The sequence below is a fragment of the Paenibacillus sp. EC2-1 genome (genome assembly GCF_049311625.1).
In the GTDB taxonomy this organism is placed as follows: Bacteria; Bacillota; Bacilli; order Paenibacillales; family Paenibacillaceae; genus Paenibacillus_AQ.
Genome location: NZ_CP186006.1, coordinates 5,359,038 through 5,378,504 on the forward strand (window position 1 = coordinate 5,359,038; position 19,467 = coordinate 5,378,504).

The following is a 19,467-nucleotide window of genomic DNA, read 5'->3' on the forward strand; positions in this document are numbered from 1 at the left end:
ATGTAATTATTCTGCTTCCTATAACCTTAAAATTTAGGCAGTTATATACGATATTCGTTTATAACTACCAAAACCCTTTTTTATTATGAAAGCAATCTCTCTCAGCCGATGTTCTTTTTAAACACCTCAATTAATGAATATTTTGTAGTACTCTTCGTATGGAATCACTATATATTTTATCTAATTGATGCGTAGTATCATTAAAATTGTCCATACTCGAAACTTTAGGAATCCCCATATTTACGAAATCACGATCAAGTTTTTCAATCACGAAATACTCATGCTCAGCATTAAATCCTCCAACATCAGTCAAATGAATTTTATGTCCATCTTCTAATTCAACAATATAGAAGTAATCACCCTTGGTTTCTAATCGGGGAAAGTATTGTTTCTTTCCATACACACCTGCGTTGATCTGCACAATATCCTTGTAACTATACTCGCGTCCTTGCGGATGCCAAAATGAATAATCAATAATCTTATGGTTTGTTATGATCGTCACCGAAGTGATGACAACATAAAAAATGACCATATTGCTAGCAATAAACAAAGCAAAGATAGACTTTCTGTGTCTCCTTAAAAATTTTACATTTGGACTCCTCGCATCTTCGCTTTTTCCCTTAAGAAAAAGATACAAACTCCCAACTATAATGTATGGCAGTAAAAATTTAATGAATAACCCTTGTTGGTTAAAAGTCCACATTAAATAGTCTTTAGGGACAAACAAATATTCTGGAATGAATTGAATCAGTAAATATCCCCCCATAAGGAGGGCAACTAACACAATAAATAAGAGAATGTATAAGAGAGTATAGAGAATTATTGAGATTGTTTTTTTCAAAAATAAGTAGCTCCTTTTACATTGGCAGCACGTGAACAACCATAGAAATAGCCGTTTATTTCTTTGACCCTTTTAAGACGATATTAAAGGAAGTCCCGCCGTGTTCATTATCGGTAACCGCAAGTGTACCATGATGCTTTTTGATAATGGTATCCACAATCGACAGCCCCAAGCCTGCACCACCTTTTTGACGCGAGCGTGACTTGTCAACAGAATAAAAAGGCTCAAATATATGTTTTTTGTCTTTTTCGGCAATGCCGATGCCTGTATCCTTAATCTGAATTGAAACCTGTTCGTTACTTAATCTATTTACAATGACCTCAACCGTACCACCGTCAATATTGTACTTAATAGCGTTCTCCACAAGGTTGTAAAATGCACGCTGCAATAAATCCGTGTTACCAAAAACAACACTATCATCGCAGTCTAAAGATAGGCTAATATGGTTATCTTTAGCTATGTGTGAAAGCTCCGAGAAAATATCCTCAAAAATATCCTTTACGTAAATGCTGCTTTGCTCACCGACCTCGTCCATATTCGTCATATCCAATAAGTTAGCTACAAGTCCTCTCAAGCGATTCGTTTGTCTTTCAATTACGCCAATAAGAGCATCATATTCCTCTTTTGTATGATCCGCCTTCTTCTTAAATACATCTACCTTTGTTTGTAATACAGCAAGCGGTGTTCTAAGTTCGTGGGCGGCATTTGCGGAAAATCTCCCTTGCATCATAAATGCATGATCTAATTTATCTGTCATTTCATTAAATGTTACCGTAAGCTCTGCAATTTCATCCTTTGTAGGCGGCACAGATAACGTTTCAGATAAATTATGTACATTTATGTTTTTCACTTGACCATTTAACGTATCTAGAGGCTTCAATGCCTTACCCGAAATATAATAGGTTAAGAATCCACCGCCAATCACAACTAACAGCATATACATAACGCTTTCCATTCTAAAATCTACTCTTGCTTTTTGTGAATCCTCAGTTGGAATGGAGGGGGCCATGCCGATTAAGGGGAATTGAAAACGTTCATTAGTCCATCGAGCTTCCCCCAACTCTTGTGACGGTACAACAAGCGCTGCATCAATCCTTGTAGCCATTCTATCTGCAGATAAATTTAGTATGAAGGTAAGACCTACACAACTCAACGTTAAAAGAGCAACAGTCATCATAGTAAGTCGCATTCGAATTGGCATTTTCTTAAGCATTAACCTCATCCCCCCTTTCTGATAAAACGTATCCTTCGCCGATTTTCGTTTCAATGGGGTCATAATTTAATACAGATTTTAGCTTCTTTCGAAGCGTTGCAATATGAACCCGAATAGCACCACTAAAGCTATCTGCATGCTGATCCCAGACATGTTCAATCAGTTCTTCTTGGCTAACCACTCTATCTTTGTTCAGCAAGAAATATTCAAGCAGTGCAAACTCTTTTTTTGTCAGTGATATATCATTCTCATCAACAACTGCAATACGCTTTAATAGATCGACCTTGATTGCACCGCAGGAAAGCATACTGCTCTCTTGCACAAACTTTCGCCTTAACAAATTCCGAATTCTTGCTTCCAACTCAGCGAAATCAAATGGCTTTACCAAATAGTCATTTGCCCCTATGTCTAAGCCTTTTACTTTGTCATGCACACTACTCCTTGCACTGAGAATAAGCACCTTCAATTCAGGCTTTTCATCTCGTATCTTCTCCAAAACCTCAAGTCCATCCATTTTGGGAAGATTTAAATCAAGTACAACCAAGTCATAATTCACTTCATATATAAGCTCGTAAGCAGCTTCACCGTCGTCACAGGTATCCACGGCATAACCTTCTATTCGAAGCCCATCTGCAATCGCCTCTTGCAGATCGAGCTCGTCTTCTACAATCAGTATCCTCATACGCAACACACCTCTTTTTTATAGTCTACCTTAGTATGCGTTAAATCTATGTTAAGGATTTAATTTAGAACAAAGCCCCCTTAACAGGGATTTAACATCGTTTGTTATACGATAGTTACATCACGAAACTAACATGGCCAAAAAAGGAGCAAGCAGATGTTTGAAATTAAGAACGTATCCAAACAATATAACGGCGAGTTCGCTTTGTTGAATACCTCCTTAACCATCGGAAAAGGAATGAGTTTTATAGTCGGTGCTTCGGGCAGCGGTAAAACGACTCTTTTAAAAATCATCAGCGGTATGGAACAAGACTTTGATGGCGAGGTTTACTATTGCGGTAAGAGCATTAAAGGATTAACCACCAATGAAAAAAGCTATTTTTACAACAATATATTCGGATTTATCTGGCAGGATTTTAATTTACTCGAAGATTTATCGGTCTTAGAGAATGTATTGTTACCACAGTATCTATCCAATAAACACAATCGAAAAAACGCCGAATCCATTTTAAAAGACCTCAAAATATTTGACCTTGCTCATCAAAAGGCAAAAAATCTATCTGGCGGTCAAAAACAGCGTGTTGCCATCGCAAGAGAGCTTATGAAAAATCCAGAGGTTATTATTGCTGACGAGCCAACCAGTGCTTTGGATGAAAAAACCGCAAAAACAACAATGGATATTCTGAGAGCTATTTCTAAGAGTAGAACCATTATCGTCGTAACTCATGATACTTCTTTAATAACGTCTAAAGATAACGTATATGAACTTGATAAAGGTGAGCTCGTCTCCAAACCAGAAAATGTAACTATCAAAAGTTCCGAATCCAAAACACAGAATAGCCATAGTTTATCTATAAAAAATGCTTTTACACTTACAAAGTCGACTATTCATCGCAAATTCGGACGATTTGCAATAGCTACTTTAGCGCTTATGGTTGCAGGAATATTACTCCTTACCACTGTAAATGGAACGGTTGAGAACAGCAGTCAAGGTGAATTCGACCAGCTAATTGATACTTATGGAGAGGGACTTAAAGATATTAGCATTGTTAGTAGCTTCATGAGCGCTGCAGGGACTGACGGCAGTACGGAAGATCAGCCAAACGCTAATGTGGATCAGGATATTGGTGGACTCTATGATAAATATGTAGGCGATCAGCGTGTTGACTTTACTGCTTTCTTACAAGCGTTTAATGATATAAACGTAACGATAAGCGGCAAAGAATATAAGATTGAAAGCACAGGTAGTGCACCGACAATCAATAAACTGGTAGCAGGAAGAATGCCAACAGGCACGGACTACGAGATTGTTGTCCCAGATAGCTTTGTGAACATGCTAGGAATCTCAAATGAGCAGGCAATAGGGAAAGAAATTGATTTTAGCAGTGCTGTGTATAATTGGGACACTGGAGAGCCCGTCTTAAAAGCTGCATCTATAACCGCAACCATCGTAGGTGTTGCTGATACTTCGCAGTATATTGAATATGAAGGCAACATAACAGAGTATGCCGTTACTGACGCTTTCTTCTTCAGCAAGTCCGCACTTGACGACTTGAGAGGACAAGCAGAAATTAATAATGACACCATGAATTTTCTTATTCGAGCAAAGACTCCGGCTGATATGATTTCCATTAAAGACGAGCTTAACGAAATAGGCATAGTACCTCTTGGAAGATTTGAGCTTGTTGAGGATATTGTCAGATTAAACGAACAAACAACGAAACAGTCAGGTTCTGCAAGTGTACTCATTGGAATATTGTCTGTCGTTATGGTTGGTGCGATCTTCCTTATCACAGGTTTTATGCGAAACCGAGAATATGCAATTTATAAAGTCAGTGGCTTTAATCATGCTCACTTGAGCCTGCTTAACTTGACGGAAATGCTAGCAGCAACCATTGCGGCCATCCTGTTGATGCTTGTTTCATCACCTCTCATCGATCTAGCAACCAAAGGTTTGTTCGACGTAAATATTCTTAACTCAAAAATGTTGGTTACAGGAGCTCTGTTGATTGCTTTACTAGCCGCTGTAGCATATTTTACAACTGCTATTACCATCTTCAAGAGCAATATAACCACAGCATTAAAGACAGGTGACCGATAATGATTCAAATCAATAACCTTATAAAAAAGTACGGTAATTCACTTGTTTTTGATGATACAAGCTATACGTTTCCAAGCAAAGGACTCACTTGCCTTTTAGGTGCATCCGGCTCTGGTAAAAGCACGTTGCTTAATATGATTGCGGGCTTTGACAGTAAGTACAGCGGTGATATTACAGTTTGGGATACTTCCATAAGCAATCTGAACGCTGATGAATTGTGTGCGTATCGTAAAGATCATATCGGATTTATCTTTCAAAATTACCATCTTTTAAGTGGATATACCGTACTTGAGAACATCTTGCTTGCATGTGAACTAAATACATTAAGTGAAGAGGTAAATAAACAAAATGCGATAGAACTGTTAAATAAACTGGGGTTATCGCAAAAAACGGATGAGAAAATCGAAAATCTCTCGGGTGGTCAAAAGCAAAGAGTTGCAATTGCAAGAGCTTTAATTAGTAATCCTCGTATGATCTTAGCGGATGAGCCGACGGGGGCATTGGATCGTAGCAACTCCGATGATATCATGAAACTTTTAAAAGAGATTTCTAAAGACCGTTTGGTTATTGTGATTACTCATGATCAGAAGATCTGTACCTATGCGGACAATGTCATTTATATCGAGAATGGAAAAATAATATCAGAAAATACGGACACGCAAATAGATCGTACTTGTGATCAAAGACTCAGCTTAAATATGGCTAACAAGATATCAGCATTCAAGCTAGGGCTTAAGAACTTCAATGTTCATATCACACGCTATATTGCTGTCAGTTTGGCCATTTCCATCGGTATCCTTGCATTCATATTGTCTTTATCTTCAGGGAATATCATGGAGAAATCCATTTCCGAGTTTAAGGATAAAAACACCGCCTATAATAACGGCTATATCAAAAGCGAAGATAACGGTAATACCATTTATAACATGCTCCGTTCCGATGAGCGCATCGAAAGTGTGTATTATCAACACAAAATAACAGATGTGACTTTAAGCTTGGGCGATAAAACCGAAACCATGGCAGACAAATATCCAATGCCAAAAGCTACGGAAAATATGTCCTACGGTACGATGCCCAAAGCTGGCCAACAGGAAATTGCACTTAGCCCAAGCCTTGCTAAAAAGTTTGAAAATGATATTCGTAACTTGATTGGCAAAGAACTAACCTTACAATATGGTGAAAATGAATACGGGCTAGCGATAAGTGGAATTTATAATGCTGGCTACGATGATTTCTTTGTAAGTTCGGACATCGAACGAGGGTTCTATAAAGATGTGGAGGGTGAAAAACACTATTCCATTAGTTACGATGTAAAGGATTTTGAAGATATTGTTCCAGTAAGTCAAATGCTTGCTGACAAAAAAATAGACAGTAAGAATTCAGCCAAAGAAGTAGGAGCTTTGCAAAATACATTCAACAGTCTTAGTCGCTTGTTCTTAATCGTTTCGATTTTAATTTTAGCGATTGGACTATTTATTAGCACAGTACTACTCATCAAACTGCAAAATTCGAGATACAGGGAATTAGGGCTGCTATCCGCTTTGGGATTTAATAGAGGAACCATAAGAAAAATGATTGTCAGCGAAAATCTGCTATTATCAGCAATGTCAGCGATCTTTAATGCTGCTCTCCTTGTCTGTGCTTATGCAACTAGCGTAGTTTTTAATCTAGCACTCATTACTACCCCACTACAAATCATGTTATCTATAGTTTCTACAGGCGTTGTTGTTATTGTGATTAGTATACTAGCCAGCTATAAGTTAATCAGTACAGAGCCAGCTGTAGCATTGAGAAAGTAAATGCATCAGAGATTTGAGAATATAAAGAAACGCAGCCTCATTGGCTGCGTTTCTTTATATTCAGTTGCCGCCTAACCCAAATATCGATGATACAAGCTTTTCGCCTGGGCAATATCGTTCGTACCGTGCACTAATACACGCCCGTCCCTAAAGAATACCAACCGATGCTCTCCGGTGCTGTAGGAAACGAGAAAGGGGTTAGCTTCTACCACTCCACCTTCCCTAGACAGCAACGCGGACAGTTGTTCTAAATCCCGCTCCATCTGTTGAGGAGGCCGAATTTGTACGGTATCCCTTCCACATAATACCGCCGTCTTAGATAGGTGCTCCTGAGACAAGTAGGGGTGGACCGCATCCTTCCCACATGAGGGACAATCCTCTTTCTTTAACCGGTTTACTCGAATAGACGCATGCTGATTGGTCCATACATCAAATGAAACAAGCTCACTACGCAGTGCGTCATGATCGCCTGTGAGCCATTTGATTGCTTCCGCTGTCTGATAAGCTACAACCATATGAACGGCCGGGGCAATAATGCCTGCCGTATCACAAGTGGCTCCGCCAAGAGGGACTTTATTTAATAGGCAGTTGAAACATGGCGTCTTTCCGGGAACAACCATATAACTCAAGCCATAACTCCCTACACACGCCCCATAGATCCATGGGATATTGTATTTCTGTGAAATATCGTTAATGACGAGGCGTGTTTCAAAATTGTCCGTTGCATCTATAATTAAATCGACACCGGATACAAGCTGCTTCAATTCGTTAGCTGTAACATCCATAACATACGAACGTATATCGACCTCTGAGTTTATATCCAATAATCGCTGCCGCGCCGCTACAGCTTTAGGCAATCTATTTATGGCATCGGCTTCAGCATAGAGCTGCTGACGCTGAAGATTACTGTATTCTACATAATCTCTATCTACGATCGTCATCGTGCCTACGCCTGCTCGGACAAGAATCTCAGCATTGCCTGTACCGAGTGCGCCTGCACCAATGACCAGTACATGTCCATTCATGAGCTTACGTTGTCCTTCTTCGCCAATCTTCTTGAACAGCATCTGTCTTGAATAACGTTCTTGATCCATGCTTACCCTCTCTTCTTAGCTAGAACTCAGCCCCCACCAACAAAATGTACGAGCTCGATCTTGTCTCCATCTTGAACTATCGTAATCCCATACGCTTCCTTCTCTACAATCTGCCCGTTCTGCTCAACGATCACAAGCTTGGGGTTAAGCTGATAATGCACAAGTAGATCGGAAACGGTATGTATGTCTTCGGTAAGTACTGCTGTTTTACCATTTACCTGAATCATTTTTGTAAAGACCTCCCTTCCAGATAAGATTGAATGGCAAGTAGTGGGTCATGTGCCTCTGTAATTCCAGTCATTACGGCAAATCCGCTAGCACCGGTTGCTGTTATAGCAGCCACATGTTCTGGCTTGATGCCACCAACCGCAATGACTGGGACAGTTAGAGCATCAACGATACGAGTTAGCTCCTTAAGTCCTCTGGGCTTCAGATCAGGCTTAGATCCGGTAGCAAAAATATGTCCATACAAGATATAATCTGCTCCTTCCTCACAAGCCCGCCTGGCTTCCTCTAGAGAATGTACAGACCGTCCAACTTTCAACACTGGAAACACCTTCTTCACCTCACGCGGTGATAAGCTATGGTAAGCCAACTGCACACCACATGCCCCGGCTACATGGGCAACGTCGGCGCGATCATTGATGATGATCTTAGATAACGGTACCCCTTGATCTGTTAGATGATGAATTCCACTCATAAGTTCTTTGGCTGTGCGTGACTTTTCACGCAGATGGATATAACGGACGTATGGTTCTACTTTGCTTGCTATACATGCAAACTGATTCAACGCTTGCCTTCCACTTGATATCAAATGAATTTCCACTGAACAAGCTCCCCGCTATACCATTTGCCAATCCTTAATGACCGGCTGATACCCTTTTTCTCTAAGCAGAGCCTTAATATCTGCTACAGATCGTTCATCTGAGATTTCAAATTGGCTTTGGGCAGGCTCCTCTGCACTCGGATTGTAATAACCACCAACAACCGTGCTAGAGGCAGCGGACATTTTAGTAACCCCGAGTGGGATAAGATGATCCCGCAATCTAGGCTCCTCCCTTGTGGAAATTGTAATACCCGCTCTCGGCAGATACAGACGAAGAGCCAGCATAGCTTGCACTAGATTACGGTCCGTGACGATGACACTTGGCTGATACTCCCCAGCATGAGGACGCATCCGTGGAAAGGATACAGAGATTTCAGTCCCCAAGTATTTATTTTGTAGATAGGCTGCATGAAGTCCTGTGATGAAGCTTTCTTTTTGCCAATCGCTTAGCCCGAGTAGTGCTCCGATATTAACTGCTCGCATCCCTGCCTGGCATCCTCTCTCCGGTGCATCCAGGCGATAACGATAGTTTCGTTTCGGTCCTTTAACATGTATATCCTTATAGATCTCTTCGTCATAAACCTCTTGATATACAGTGAGACCGTCAATTCCTGCATTCACGAGTTCCTGATAATCCGGCACATCCAGCGGCTGAATTTCAATCGCAATAGAAGCAAAATGATGCTTTAATACATCCACACAGTCCTTCAAATATTGTACTGAAGAATGAATGCGAGATTCCCCTGTTAACAGAATGATCTGCTTTATTCCTTTAGCCTTTATTGCCCTAGCTTCTTGCTCCACCTCGAGCATCGTCAGCTTACGCCTTGGGAACTCGTTATCTATACTGAAGCTGCAATACTTACAAGTATTCACACAGTAATCGCTCAAATAAAGAGGCTGATATAATTGAATGATTCGGCCAAAATGCTGTACGGTTCGCTCATGTGCTTGTTGTGCCATGATTTCTATATAAGGTTCTGCCGCAGGAGACAATAACGTCAAATAATCCTCATTGGTTAGCCGATCCTTCCCTAAAACTCTCTCTACATCCTTGTTACTTACAGCCTGCGTGAAACGCTCGAACGGCCACTCTTTGACTTGGGTGTATATATCATAAAAGCTCATTTCATCTCTCCCTCTTAGTCCAAAAATCCAGTTAGAATGGACGAGGCCTCTGCTCTGCTACTTAGCATCCGTCCAAGTCCTGCCAGGTACCCCATGCGCCCAGACTTCACGGCCAAGTCAAAAGCTTGCGCCATACCAACCGGATCTTTCGCTGTAGCAATCGCCGTATTGACCAATACCGCATCTGCTCCCATCTCCATTGCCTCCGCTGCCTCGGATGGCTTACCGATCCCTGCATCCACGATAATAGGAACAGAAATCTCATCTATTAGAATCTGGATCATCTCTTTCATTCGGATGCCTCGGTTTGTGCCAATTGGCGCTCCGAGCGGCATTACAGCAGCAGCACCTGCATTCACCAAGGCTTTAGCTGCCATGAGGTCAGGGCTCATGTAAGGAAGAACAACGAAGCCTTCTTTAGCTAGCACCTCCGTTGCTTTAATCGTCTCCGCATTATCCGGAAGCAAGTATTTCTGATCCGAGATAACCTCAATCTTAATCCAATTGCTCATCCCGCATGCTCTTGCTAATCTTGCAATACGTATAGCCTCATCCGCCGTTCTTGCCCCCGAAGTATTGGGCATTAACTGTACATTGTCAGGAATGTCATTCAGAATGTTCTCCTCGGAACCGTCCAGATCTACTCTTCTTACAGCAACGGTAACGACCTGTGTCCCAGAAGCCGTAATGGCTGCGTTCATCTCTTTGTGGTCTGCATATTTCCCCGTTCCTACCAATAGTCGGTTGGTCAGCTTTACGCCGCCAATCTCAAGTATATTCTCCATTGTTCTCCTCCTAGTTCGTGTGTGATCGATGATTACGCCCTTCCATTCCCTCATTAATTGAGCACAAAAAAGACCTCCTTATGTCATATAAGGAAGTCACTAGGGGGTAGATGAATAGAGCCCGGTTCTAATGGAGGAACGGTTAAATACATAAAGAACCGTTCCAGCACAGAACGGTTCTGAATTCATGAACACACAAAGATTGAATTCGTTACCACTTTCCTACGCTGGCATGACCCAGATCAGGTGCAAAGGGACCAAAGCGAAATCGCTTTATCTCAGCCTATAACAGGCGCCCCTAGTGGACTTCCAAGTAAGCAATGCGTGAATGCAACACATAGAGCTTACTCTTTATGAAATTAGGGTAATGGTAACATTACCCTTTTGTGACGTCAACCTTGTGTTTCATACTGAACAGCGATGGTTCATTTTAAATTTTAAATTTTTCAATTAAATTGTGCAGCTCTTCTGACATATTAGATAACGATGATGCAGAGGATGTAATTTCCTCCATAGAAGCCAGTTGCTCCTGCGTCGATGCCGCTAAGTTCTGTGATTCTGCTGCAACGGTTTTGGAGCCCTCTGATATGAACCCAATCGCATCTACGACTTGTTCTGTATTCATAGAGATCTGCTGTGAAGCGGTCGATATCTCCTGAATCTGATTAGAGACCTCATCGATATCATTTTTTATGAACTCGAATAGTTGACCCGCAGAATGTGCGACTTGAATTCCATCACTAACTTCCCTCACTCCAACTTCCGTCTTCTCTACCAGTTGGAATGTACGCTGATTAATCGTTGTAACTAACTCTGCAATTTGCCCAGCCGACTGGGAAGATTGTTCCGCTAACTTTCGAACCTCCCCTGCAACCACTGCAAAACCTCGTCCTTGTTCTCCTGCTCTGGCAGCTTCTATAGCCGCATTTAGTGATAGCAGATTCGTTTGAGCTGAGATTTCTGTTATTACATCAACAATCATTTCAATTTCTTTCGATTGCTCCTGCATCTCTGTTACAGCATTAGCTAAATGATGCATCGTGTTTTGTATCGAATCCATCTGGCTAACGGTTGACTGGATAGACTGATTACCCTCTAAAGCTTTTTGAGCCGTTGCTATCGTAAGAGATGATGTCATTTGTGCATTTGAAGCAATTTGCTGTACGCCAGAGGACATTTCGTGAATAGCCTGGAGACTATCATCTACATTTCGAGATTGCATTTCCGCATTTGTGGATACTTCTTGAATCGTCATCGATATCGCTTCGGATGCCTTGCTGGATTGCTCTGAACTTGCGGTAAGCTCCTCGGAGGAAGATGCTACATGCTCCGAACTAATGCGAATCTTGTGCACTAATCTCTGGAGGTTATCTTTCATCTGATTAAATGAACGAGCCAATACTCCGATTTCATCTTTATTCTTCAACTTGATATCTTCTACTGTTAAGTTACCTAACGCAATTTCCTCTACAGCTTTTGCTATAGTTACTATCGGTTTTGATATCATTCGTGAACAAATATAACCGAACAATACAGCAAAAACAAAAGCAAAAATACTAACTACAGCCACATTGGTAACGGCATGATTTACAAGCTGTGTACTTTCCTCACTTGCTTCCTTCATTGCATTTAACTGTTCGTTTGCCAGATTCTCAGCCATCGGGTCCAGTTCTATACCACGTGGAAATACTTCTGCAATAAAATAATCCAATATCTGATCAGATGATTTCTTCGATTGGATCATTTGTATCAATTCATCATACTTTTCTTTAAACTCTTGGTTTCCTTGATCCAGTTCTTGCAAGCTCTTTTTAAATTGGGCCGATTGACTTAATGAGATTGTATCCTGAATTAACTGACTTGCATCCGCATAAGCCTTCTCTAGTTTAACTAGAAAAGATTCATCACTTGTAATGATGTATGCTCGAATCAAACTATTTTCCTTTGAAATATTCACTTGTGTATTTAATACATTCGATAAAATAATAGTTCGTCTGTCGACTACATCGGTATTCAGGGTATCTATTTTCTTTAGATAGATAGAGGCTATTGAACCTGTAACCCCTAACAAAAGAGCAATAATGAGGAAAGAGCCGATTAACTTCCTCCCAATTGTCATTTTGAATTTAATCTTGTTCTGGATAGTAGATCTCATGTTGCACACCTCGTTTTCGAATTGTTCTATCCTCGTGATGCAAAAAAGCCCCTCACTCTTCAGTAGAAGAGGGGGTTACAACAATTTGTATTTCTTTTCACTTACCTTTAAAGCACATTAATTTATATAATATCGGCATTTCATGTGAAAAAATGAATAGCTATTTTGCGGAAGATAACGCGAAAAGGCACCCGTATTTGGATGCCTTTCTAATTTAAATAAAGATATCATGTGATTTTACTTTACTAGTTTCCATACGTCTGCTTTATTAGGAAGCTCATTATATGTCCACCATTTCGCTTCGTAGGTCGCACCATTAAAGTGCACCTTATCTCCACCCACATAGGCTTTCTTAGCATCCCATTCTGGATAAAGAGTTTCGTTATCACCTGCTCCTCCGCCTTCAGTTGCGGTCTTCACGTGAAAAGGAGTTGACGCTTGTGATTTAACGCCAGCACCATCGACAGCTACAACTGTGAACACATAGGATGTGCCTGCGGATAGCCCCGTTGCTTCATAAGCAGTTAGTGTCGACATGCCTAATAGAACATTATTCAGATAGATTTCATACTGGGCTGCACCAAGTGAAGCTGTCCACATGAGTGACACGCTAGTCGATGTAGTTTTCATGGAATGGACACCTGTAGGAGCTGCAAGTCCAGCACCAGCATCACCAATTAACTTCCATACTTGTGCTTTGCCAGGCGTTTCATTCTGTGTCCACCACTTAGCTTCATAGATGTCACCGTTAAATTGTACTTTGGCTCCACCCAGATACACCTTAGAGGCTTCCCATGCCGGGTATGTGTTAGTATCGCCACCACCGTTACCTGCGGCAGATGTTGTAATCGTTACGGCTGGCGAAGCTTGAGATTTATCTCCTGCATTATCAACCGCTCTTACGGTATACACATAGGATGTATTCACAGTAAGACCATTGTCTACATAAGTATTCGTTGATGAAGTTCCAACGAGTACCCCATCACGGTAAATTTCATATTTTGCGATTCCGGTTGGAGCTGTAGAAGCCGTCCATTTCAGCGTTATCGTTGTGTCTGTTTTGTTCACGGAGCCCACATTCGCAGGTACGGTTGGGCCTTGCGCTGCGCCATTACTCACGATGTTAGCATCGATAACCTGATAGAAAGCATTGGGAGTATCAGCAATGTCCCATACGCCAAGGATAAGCTGATATCCTGTACGATCGGCAGGAATATTACATTGATGTGAAGTCGAAGGGTTCGGCTTCGCCCCTTTGTCATCAAATGAGCAGAATAATTCTATATCATCCCGTCCGATCGGTTTGCTAGGGTCCCAATTTGCTTTTGTAATGTAATATTTCCAGTTGTCCGTTGCATGTGCAGCTGTTAGTTTCCAAGTAAATGTGTTAAGACCCGTCTGTAGGGTTACTTTCTTCCAGCGATCGGGTGTTTGTTCATACAGCTCTTTAAAAATACCACCACCGGTAATCTCTCCATCTACAGGTCCTGTAGTGGGAAAGTTACCAATGGCTTCAATACTTTGCGGTTCATATTGAACAGCACCACAATTCGTATTTTCACCTTGCTTACACATATAAGCACGGCTTGCGGGTGACTCAATATAACCATGAGCCGATGCACTGTCTGCGAATAAAGTGAAGAATAATAGTCCTAGTAAAAAAGTTGAACAGCCTAGCAGAAGTTTTGTTACCTTGGAGGGTAAGCTAAGATTAAAATGTGGGTTAATCATGATTTGTCTCCCTATTCCATAATTTTCATACCTTTATATCATATTACCCACATTTAAGATTACTGAGTATAGGCTAGAAGTAGTCTTTAAATATTATGTAGAATAATGTCGACAACAGATGGTTTCATTACTTGATTCTATAAAGCTTTTAAGCTATTAAACCTATAGTTGAATGATCTCAAAGGTCATTATTTGATATAAAAACCTCCCCTAAATGTAGTGGGTATTTTAGACTACAAGTTGTATCTAAGATAGCGCCCTTTGATATTGCATTACTCATCGTAGCTTCACCATTATTCATGATCATGTTTGCACTGATATTTATTTTTTATGCGACTGTTTGGTTGGGAATTGTCACATTATTTTTAGTTGAACTCTCCTTCTTGTTGGCGGGACTTGCCGGAGTTATCACTCCGATTATTGATATTAGTGGCAATATTTCTTCAAATTTACTTATGTTTTTTGGCGGTTTGATCTGTATTGGGATTGGTGTGGTTACATTTTCACCAATTAAAAAGACTTCCAAAAAGATCATACGACTGACCATTCGGGTAATGAGAAAGATAAAATCTTTATTTCAGAAAGAGGTAGCTTATATATGAAGAACAGATTTAAAAGAACCCCAGCTGTGTTTGTCATCCTTGGTTTAGCGCTTATCACTACAGCATGTACAACAGATTCTGGTTCCCAAGATAGTTCAGCTCCATATGAAGAGAAAAGTTATACAGTAGATGCGGGTAAGGTCAGCCAACTGTCTTTGACTACCCGAGATCGCACGATTGAATTAGTAGAGTCAACGGATAATCAGATTCATATCAATTATTTTGAAAATGAAAAAGAATCCTATGAAATTAATGTTTCAGACAATAAAGAACTTACAATGGAAGCAGTGAATAATAAAAATTGGAAAGATTACATTGGGCTAGACACGGAGAAAGCACATCGTAATGTCAAGATCGCTGTTCCAAGTGGGATTGCTAGCGGGATTACCATTAAAACATCCAAAGGTAATATTATTTTTTCGAACGTAGATATTGCTGGATCTGTTGATGTAGCAACTTCAGATGGAGCCATCGAAGTTACGAATACGGAAGTTGATAAGATGCTGAAACTGCAAACTAAGAATGACAACATGATCTTGTCCGATGTGAATATAAAAGGTTCCGTTGATGCATACGTATCCAATGGTGATATAGAGGTCACAAATGTCGGAGTTGACGACACCTTGAAATTAGAATCTAAGAATGGGGACATTACTGGCACCGTTAAGGGTTCATATGATGTCTTTAGTATTTCGAGCAACGCCTCCAAAGGTAAAAGTAATCTCCCAGAAAATAAAGCTGGGGGTTCTAAGACTCTAGATGTCAGCACAAATAATGGAGACATCAACCTTGAATTTGTTGACTAGTCTTAAAAAGACCAAAATAGCCAAGAGAAGGTACCTTCTCTTGGCTATTTTACTAATGATTGAGTAGCTCACGTCGTCTTTAGATCATTTAGAATCGGCTGAAGCACTTGCTGAATCGAAATGCGCTCCTGTTGCTTCCACCCATCTTCAGATCGTTCCACCCATATTTCTTCATGATTTAAAAATTCATTTATCGTCATAAGGGGATTCATATCCTCAAGCGTTGTGCAGTGGATACGCGCTTGGTTCACGAAGCGAAAAAGAACCGCATTTTCAAATAAATAGTCCTCAATGTCAGGCTCTATATCTTCGTGTAGTAATGTCTGAATGATAAGTCCTATTCCATCGTAAAGATCTTTAGAGATCGTCTCTTCGTATAGTGCTACGGCAAGTTCCCCTTTGATAGCACACATATAGGCTAAGTACTCGCTCGGAACCGTACTTTCACAGCCCTTGGTCAGCAGCCATTTCTTTATTTCAGGTGTTCTAGCTTCAAGCTGTTCAACGGCAGCAATTTTACCCCAGCCATGGACGGACTGTGCAAGCTTCCATATCTCATGATTCGCTTCCTTCGTTCCATCATCTAGCGCGAATACAACATATGAAGTGAATTCCTCATGCATACCTAGTGTAAAGAGTAAATCCTTATATTCCTCACAAGCGGTACAACCAAGCACTGTGATTGCGAACTTCACAACCTCTCGATGTGCTGCATGCTCTAGTAGCCATAATGCTTCTTGCTGAACGAGTTCTTCATTCCACTCGGCTTGTTGAAAGAGTTCTATAAATTGATCACGATAGGTGGCTATGTTATCAAAAATTATTTCGTCGTACGTCGCCTTTCTCGTTTTGTCTATCGGATTGCTGAGTTGCTTTCTAAACAATTTTAGTAGTTTTTTTGCGAATAAGGGAGTTGGTGCGTCATCGATTATGCGGTCAAATAATCCCGCATCCATTCGGGGTTGATTCTCATCATAGAAGTACTCATCATCTGGTAAACGGTCATCTACTATTTTGTTGTGTGTCTGAACTTGCTGCTGAATGGCAGATACAATTTTTTCTCTATGGGTCCAAGGAAGAAAATCTAGTTTAAGAGATTGATTCAGCACTGTATTTTGGCCGACTTTGACAATACAATTAAACTTTATGTATCCTCCAAGTTTGACGGAAACTTTATGTTTCGTGCCATCTCCCAGTTCAAGAACACCTGACATTTTAGAGTAAGGTATGACGTGAGAGAGCAAAGATTTTCGCTTATTGCTATCAACCGTAATACCATCAATGATAAGCGCCTCTTCACGTAACTGATGTACCACCTCAATAACGTGTCCTTTATAATCTATCTTCCATGTTTGATTGGCTTCTTTTTCTACATCTTTTACCGCATTGCGCGCTGCACGTTTTAATTCATCTTTAAAACCCATAATGTCCTTCTTTCATAATTGAATTGGTTTTGTTCTTTACGATAATACCATGAATTGATTGCTCTACATGTGTGTTCTTTTATATGACGAGATGATCAAGAATAGACGAAAAGGCACCTTTATGGGGTACCTTTTCTTATGAACTCATATTTTACTTTTCAACTTTGAATCGATGAACAAGTCCATTCAGCGTCTCAACCATACCGTTTAATTCTTCAGCTGCTGAAGCGACCATTCGCAACTGCTTCTGCTGATCTTCCATGGTCAAAGCGACCTCTTCCGAAAGTGCACTACTCTCCTCGGATACCGACGTCATGCTCTCTAATTTCTCTTGTACTTGATATACCTGTTCTCCAATGCTTGAAATGTGAGCCCCATTGTCCTGCATCACTCCTGTCATCACGTCTACAGAAGAAGAAATGGCTTGGAATGCATTGCTGACACGCGATACCGTTATCGCCTGCTCGGATGTACTCTCCTTAACAGCGGTCATGGCATCTACACTCCTGCTTACGTCCGATTCAAGCTCAGATACAAGTAGCAAAATGTCATCTGCCGCTGCATTCGACTGTTCGGATAACTTTCGAATTTCAGAGGCGACCACCGCAAATCCCCTGCCTGCATCACCTGCACGGGAAGCTTCAATGCTAGCATTCAGAGCCAGCAGGTTCGTTTGCCCTGCAATTTCTCGGATCGTTGTTAGGATCTGATTAATTCCTGCTGCTTTATGTTGAAGCTCTGTAGTGGCAGACTCAATCTCTTCCGCAGCGCTTAAATTCCCCCGATTGGCGAATTCTAGCTTCTCAATCGTGGTCAATCCTTCCTGGTTATCCTTCTGTATGAGATCAATTGTATCTAAAACATGCCGCGTCGCTAGTTGAAGCTGCTTATATTTCTCCTTCATTTCAGTTGAAATATTGGCACAATCCTCAATCGACATTGCTTGCTCATTGTTGCCACTTGCAATCTCTTCAACAGATGTGGCTGCTTCGTTTATCGATATCTTTACTCCATCCGATACCGAGAACAGCATTCCTGAAGCTTCACGGATCTGATTGGACACACCAATGATATTTTTGCTCAGCCCAGACAAATCACGGACCATCTTATTAAAGTTATCTCCGATCTCCCTAAACTCGTCCCTGCTCTCAATGGAAGTCTGTACGGTCAAATCTCCGTCACTAACCTTCTTCATATCAGCAATAAGGCGGTGAATGGGCTTCGTCATTCGTCCGCTCAGCAGTAAGGCCATGAGCACGGACAATATGAGCGCCCCAACAACTAACCATAAAATGTCGGTTGCCAGCGAGTTTACATCTGCATAGATCTTAGATCTGGGAGAAACAACGAGCAGTGATTGTCCGTTGGATAGTATTTTATGTGATACGAGCATGTCATCTTCACCAAACGACGTATTCGTAACGCCAGTATCATTCTCCTGTATGGTTTTAAACAGCGAAGGATTCAGCTCGGATAAAGAATCAGACTGCTTGTACTCAGGATGGATCAAGAACTGACCTTTCCCGTTTATTAAAGCTCCATAACTATTCTCAAAAGGTTTAATCGATTGCACCAGATTTTTTATTCGGTCAAAATTGAGATCCATCCCTACGACGCCAACAGGTTCACCATCTTTAAATAGTGGGACCACATAGCTAATCATATCCGTTTGTATATTCTCATTGCGGTAAGGATCAAGCCAGGTTGCTTTACCCGCCTTGATGGGGATGTAATACCAACCTACATGCTCCAGATCGCTTGATTCATACTGACTAAAATCTGTCGGAACCAACTGCTCAATTGTGCCATCCCCATCCGTATCTGCATGAAAAACCCCGGATGTCGGATCCGTATAGGTGGGATTAAATCGAACATAAAATGCCATAGCACCATTCGTATCTTCTGCAAATGCCTTTGCAATCGGTCTGATTCTTTCCTGATACTCTTTAACGTAATCAGGATTCTTTTGAAAAGCGTTCACATCGTCTAATAGCGCCAATATCGATACGCTTAAACCATTCACCGATGCTTCAATCTGATTAATCGTAACGTTGAGCTCATTCGCCTTACTCTCTGCCAATAAGCTCATATTCCTGTTCGAGTAGTCCTTGAGCATGTCGATGCTCCGATTAATACTGACTGACCCTACACCCACTCCCGCTACAATGGAACATAGCATAATTGCTGCCATAATTTTGAGCTTAATACCCTTCATCTGTCTAACTCTCCCTGTTGTCCAAGATCCATTGCTTGGCTTATTTTACCACGGGGTGAGTAGCTC

General features: G+C 41.0%; 16 protein-coding genes and 1 riboswitch. Of the genes, 4 read left to right on the plus strand and 12 right to left on the minus strand.

Annotation, left to right across the window (positions count from 1 at the left end; translation table 11 throughout):
- Nucleotides 1-130: 130 nt before the first annotated feature.
- The 3 genes from ACK8P5_RS25085 to ACK8P5_RS25095 are packed head-to-tail and all read right to left on the minus strand — an operon-like array spanning nt 131 to nt 2,736.
- A complete protein-coding gene (locus ACK8P5_RS25085; protein ID WP_422658890.1) occupies nt 131-841 on the minus strand; it encodes a hypothetical protein in 711 nt (236 codons plus the stop codon).
- A gap of 55 nt (nt 842-896) precedes the next feature.
- A complete protein-coding gene (locus tag ACK8P5_RS25090; protein WP_422658891.1) occupies nt 897-2,054 on the minus strand; it encodes a sensor histidine kinase in 1,158 nt (385 codons plus the stop codon).
- Nucleotides 2,047-2,736: a response regulator transcription factor gene (locus ACK8P5_RS25095; protein ID WP_422658892.1), complete on the minus strand. Its 690-nt coding sequence runs from the start codon at nt 2,734-2,736 to the stop codon at nt 2,047-2,049. The genes ACK8P5_RS25090 and ACK8P5_RS25095 overlap by 8 nt, the downstream gene beginning before the upstream one ends.
- Nucleotides 2,737-2,892: 156 nt before the next feature.
- Here ACK8P5_RS25095 and ACK8P5_RS25100 point away from each other — a divergent pair, with 156 nt between their 5' ends.
- Both ACK8P5_RS25100 and ACK8P5_RS25105 read left to right on the plus strand, forming a co-directional pair.
- Nucleotides 2,893-4,836, plus strand: coding sequence for an ATP-binding cassette domain-containing protein (locus ACK8P5_RS25100; protein WP_422658893.1), 1,944 nt, complete (start codon nt 2,893-2,895; stop codon nt 4,834-4,836).
- On the plus strand, nt 4,836-6,635 hold the full coding sequence (locus tag ACK8P5_RS25105) for an ATP-binding cassette domain-containing protein (protein ID WP_422658894.1): 1,800 nt from the start codon (nt 4,836-4,838) through the stop codon (nt 6,633-6,635). The genes ACK8P5_RS25100 and ACK8P5_RS25105 overlap by 1 nt, the downstream gene beginning before the upstream one ends.
- A gap of 71 nt (nt 6,636-6,706) precedes the next feature.
- Here ACK8P5_RS25105 and ACK8P5_RS25110 read toward each other — a convergent pair whose 3' ends face one another.
- The 7 genes from ACK8P5_RS25110 to ACK8P5_RS25140 form a co-directional block, all read right to left on the minus strand.
- Complete coding sequence (locus tag ACK8P5_RS25110) at nt 6,707-7,729, minus strand: thiazole biosynthesis adenylyltransferase ThiF (RefSeq protein WP_422658895.1); 1,023 nt, start codon at nt 7,727-7,729, stop codon at nt 6,707-6,709.
- 26 nt (nt 7,730-7,755) lie between these two features.
- The gene (gene thiS / locus ACK8P5_RS25115; protein ID WP_422658896.1) at nt 7,756-7,956 is read right to left on the minus strand and encodes a sulfur carrier protein ThiS; all 201 of its coding nucleotides are present in this window, start codon (nt 7,954-7,956) and stop codon (nt 7,756-7,758) included.
- Nucleotides 7,953-8,555: a thiamine phosphate synthase gene (locus ACK8P5_RS25120; RefSeq protein WP_422658897.1), complete on the minus strand. Its 603-nt coding sequence runs from the start codon at nt 8,553-8,555 to the stop codon at nt 7,953-7,955. The genes thiS and ACK8P5_RS25120 overlap by 4 nt, the downstream gene beginning before the upstream one ends.
- A gap of 15 nt (nt 8,556-8,570) precedes the next feature.
- Entirely contained in the window at nt 8,571-9,683 is a 1,113-nt protein-coding gene (gene thiH / locus ACK8P5_RS25125) for a 2-iminoacetate synthase ThiH (protein ID WP_422658898.1), read from the minus strand.
- A gap of 14 nt (nt 9,684-9,697) precedes the next feature.
- Nucleotides 9,698-10,468 carry a thiazole synthase gene (locus tag ACK8P5_RS25130; RefSeq protein ID WP_422658899.1) on the minus strand — a complete coding sequence of 257 codons (771 nt, stop codon included), beginning with the start codon at nt 10,466-10,468 and terminating at the stop codon, nt 9,698-9,700.
- A gap of 202 nt (nt 10,469-10,670) precedes the next feature.
- Nucleotides 10,671-10,778, minus strand: a riboswitch (TPP riboswitch).
- Between the two features lie 120 nt (nt 10,779-10,898).
- On the minus strand, nt 10,899-12,623 hold the full coding sequence (locus ACK8P5_RS25135) for a methyl-accepting chemotaxis protein (RefSeq protein ID WP_422658900.1): 1,725 nt from the start codon (nt 12,621-12,623) through the stop codon (nt 10,899-10,901).
- Between the two features lie 237 nt (nt 12,624-12,860).
- Nucleotides 12,861-14,354, minus strand: a complete 1,494-nt coding sequence (locus ACK8P5_RS25140) for a lytic polysaccharide monooxygenase (protein WP_422658901.1) — start codon at nt 14,352-14,354, stop codon at nt 12,861-12,863.
- Between the two features lie 305 nt (nt 14,355-14,659).
- Between ACK8P5_RS25140 and ACK8P5_RS25145 the strand changes: the two genes are divergently transcribed.
- Entirely contained in the window at nt 14,660-14,956 is a 297-nt protein-coding gene (locus ACK8P5_RS25145; RefSeq protein WP_422658902.1) for a hypothetical protein, read from the plus strand.
- A complete protein-coding gene (locus tag ACK8P5_RS25150) occupies nt 14,953-15,762 on the plus strand; it encodes a DUF4097 family beta strand repeat-containing protein (protein WP_422658903.1) in 810 nt (269 codons plus the stop codon). The genes ACK8P5_RS25145 and ACK8P5_RS25150 overlap by 4 nt, the downstream gene beginning before the upstream one ends.
- A 68-nt stretch (nt 15,763-15,830) precedes the next feature.
- Here ACK8P5_RS25150 and ACK8P5_RS25155 read toward each other — a convergent pair whose 3' ends face one another.
- Both ACK8P5_RS25155 and ACK8P5_RS25160 read right to left on the minus strand, forming a co-directional pair.
- A complete protein-coding gene (locus ACK8P5_RS25155; protein ID WP_422658904.1) occupies nt 15,831-17,186 on the minus strand; it encodes a hypothetical protein in 1,356 nt (451 codons plus the stop codon).
- Nucleotides 17,187-17,337: 151 nt separating this feature from the next.
- Entirely contained in the window at nt 17,338-19,401 is a 2,064-nt protein-coding gene (locus tag ACK8P5_RS25160; RefSeq protein WP_422658905.1) for a methyl-accepting chemotaxis protein, read from the minus strand.
- Between the last annotated feature and the right edge of the window lie 66 nt (nt 19,402-19,467).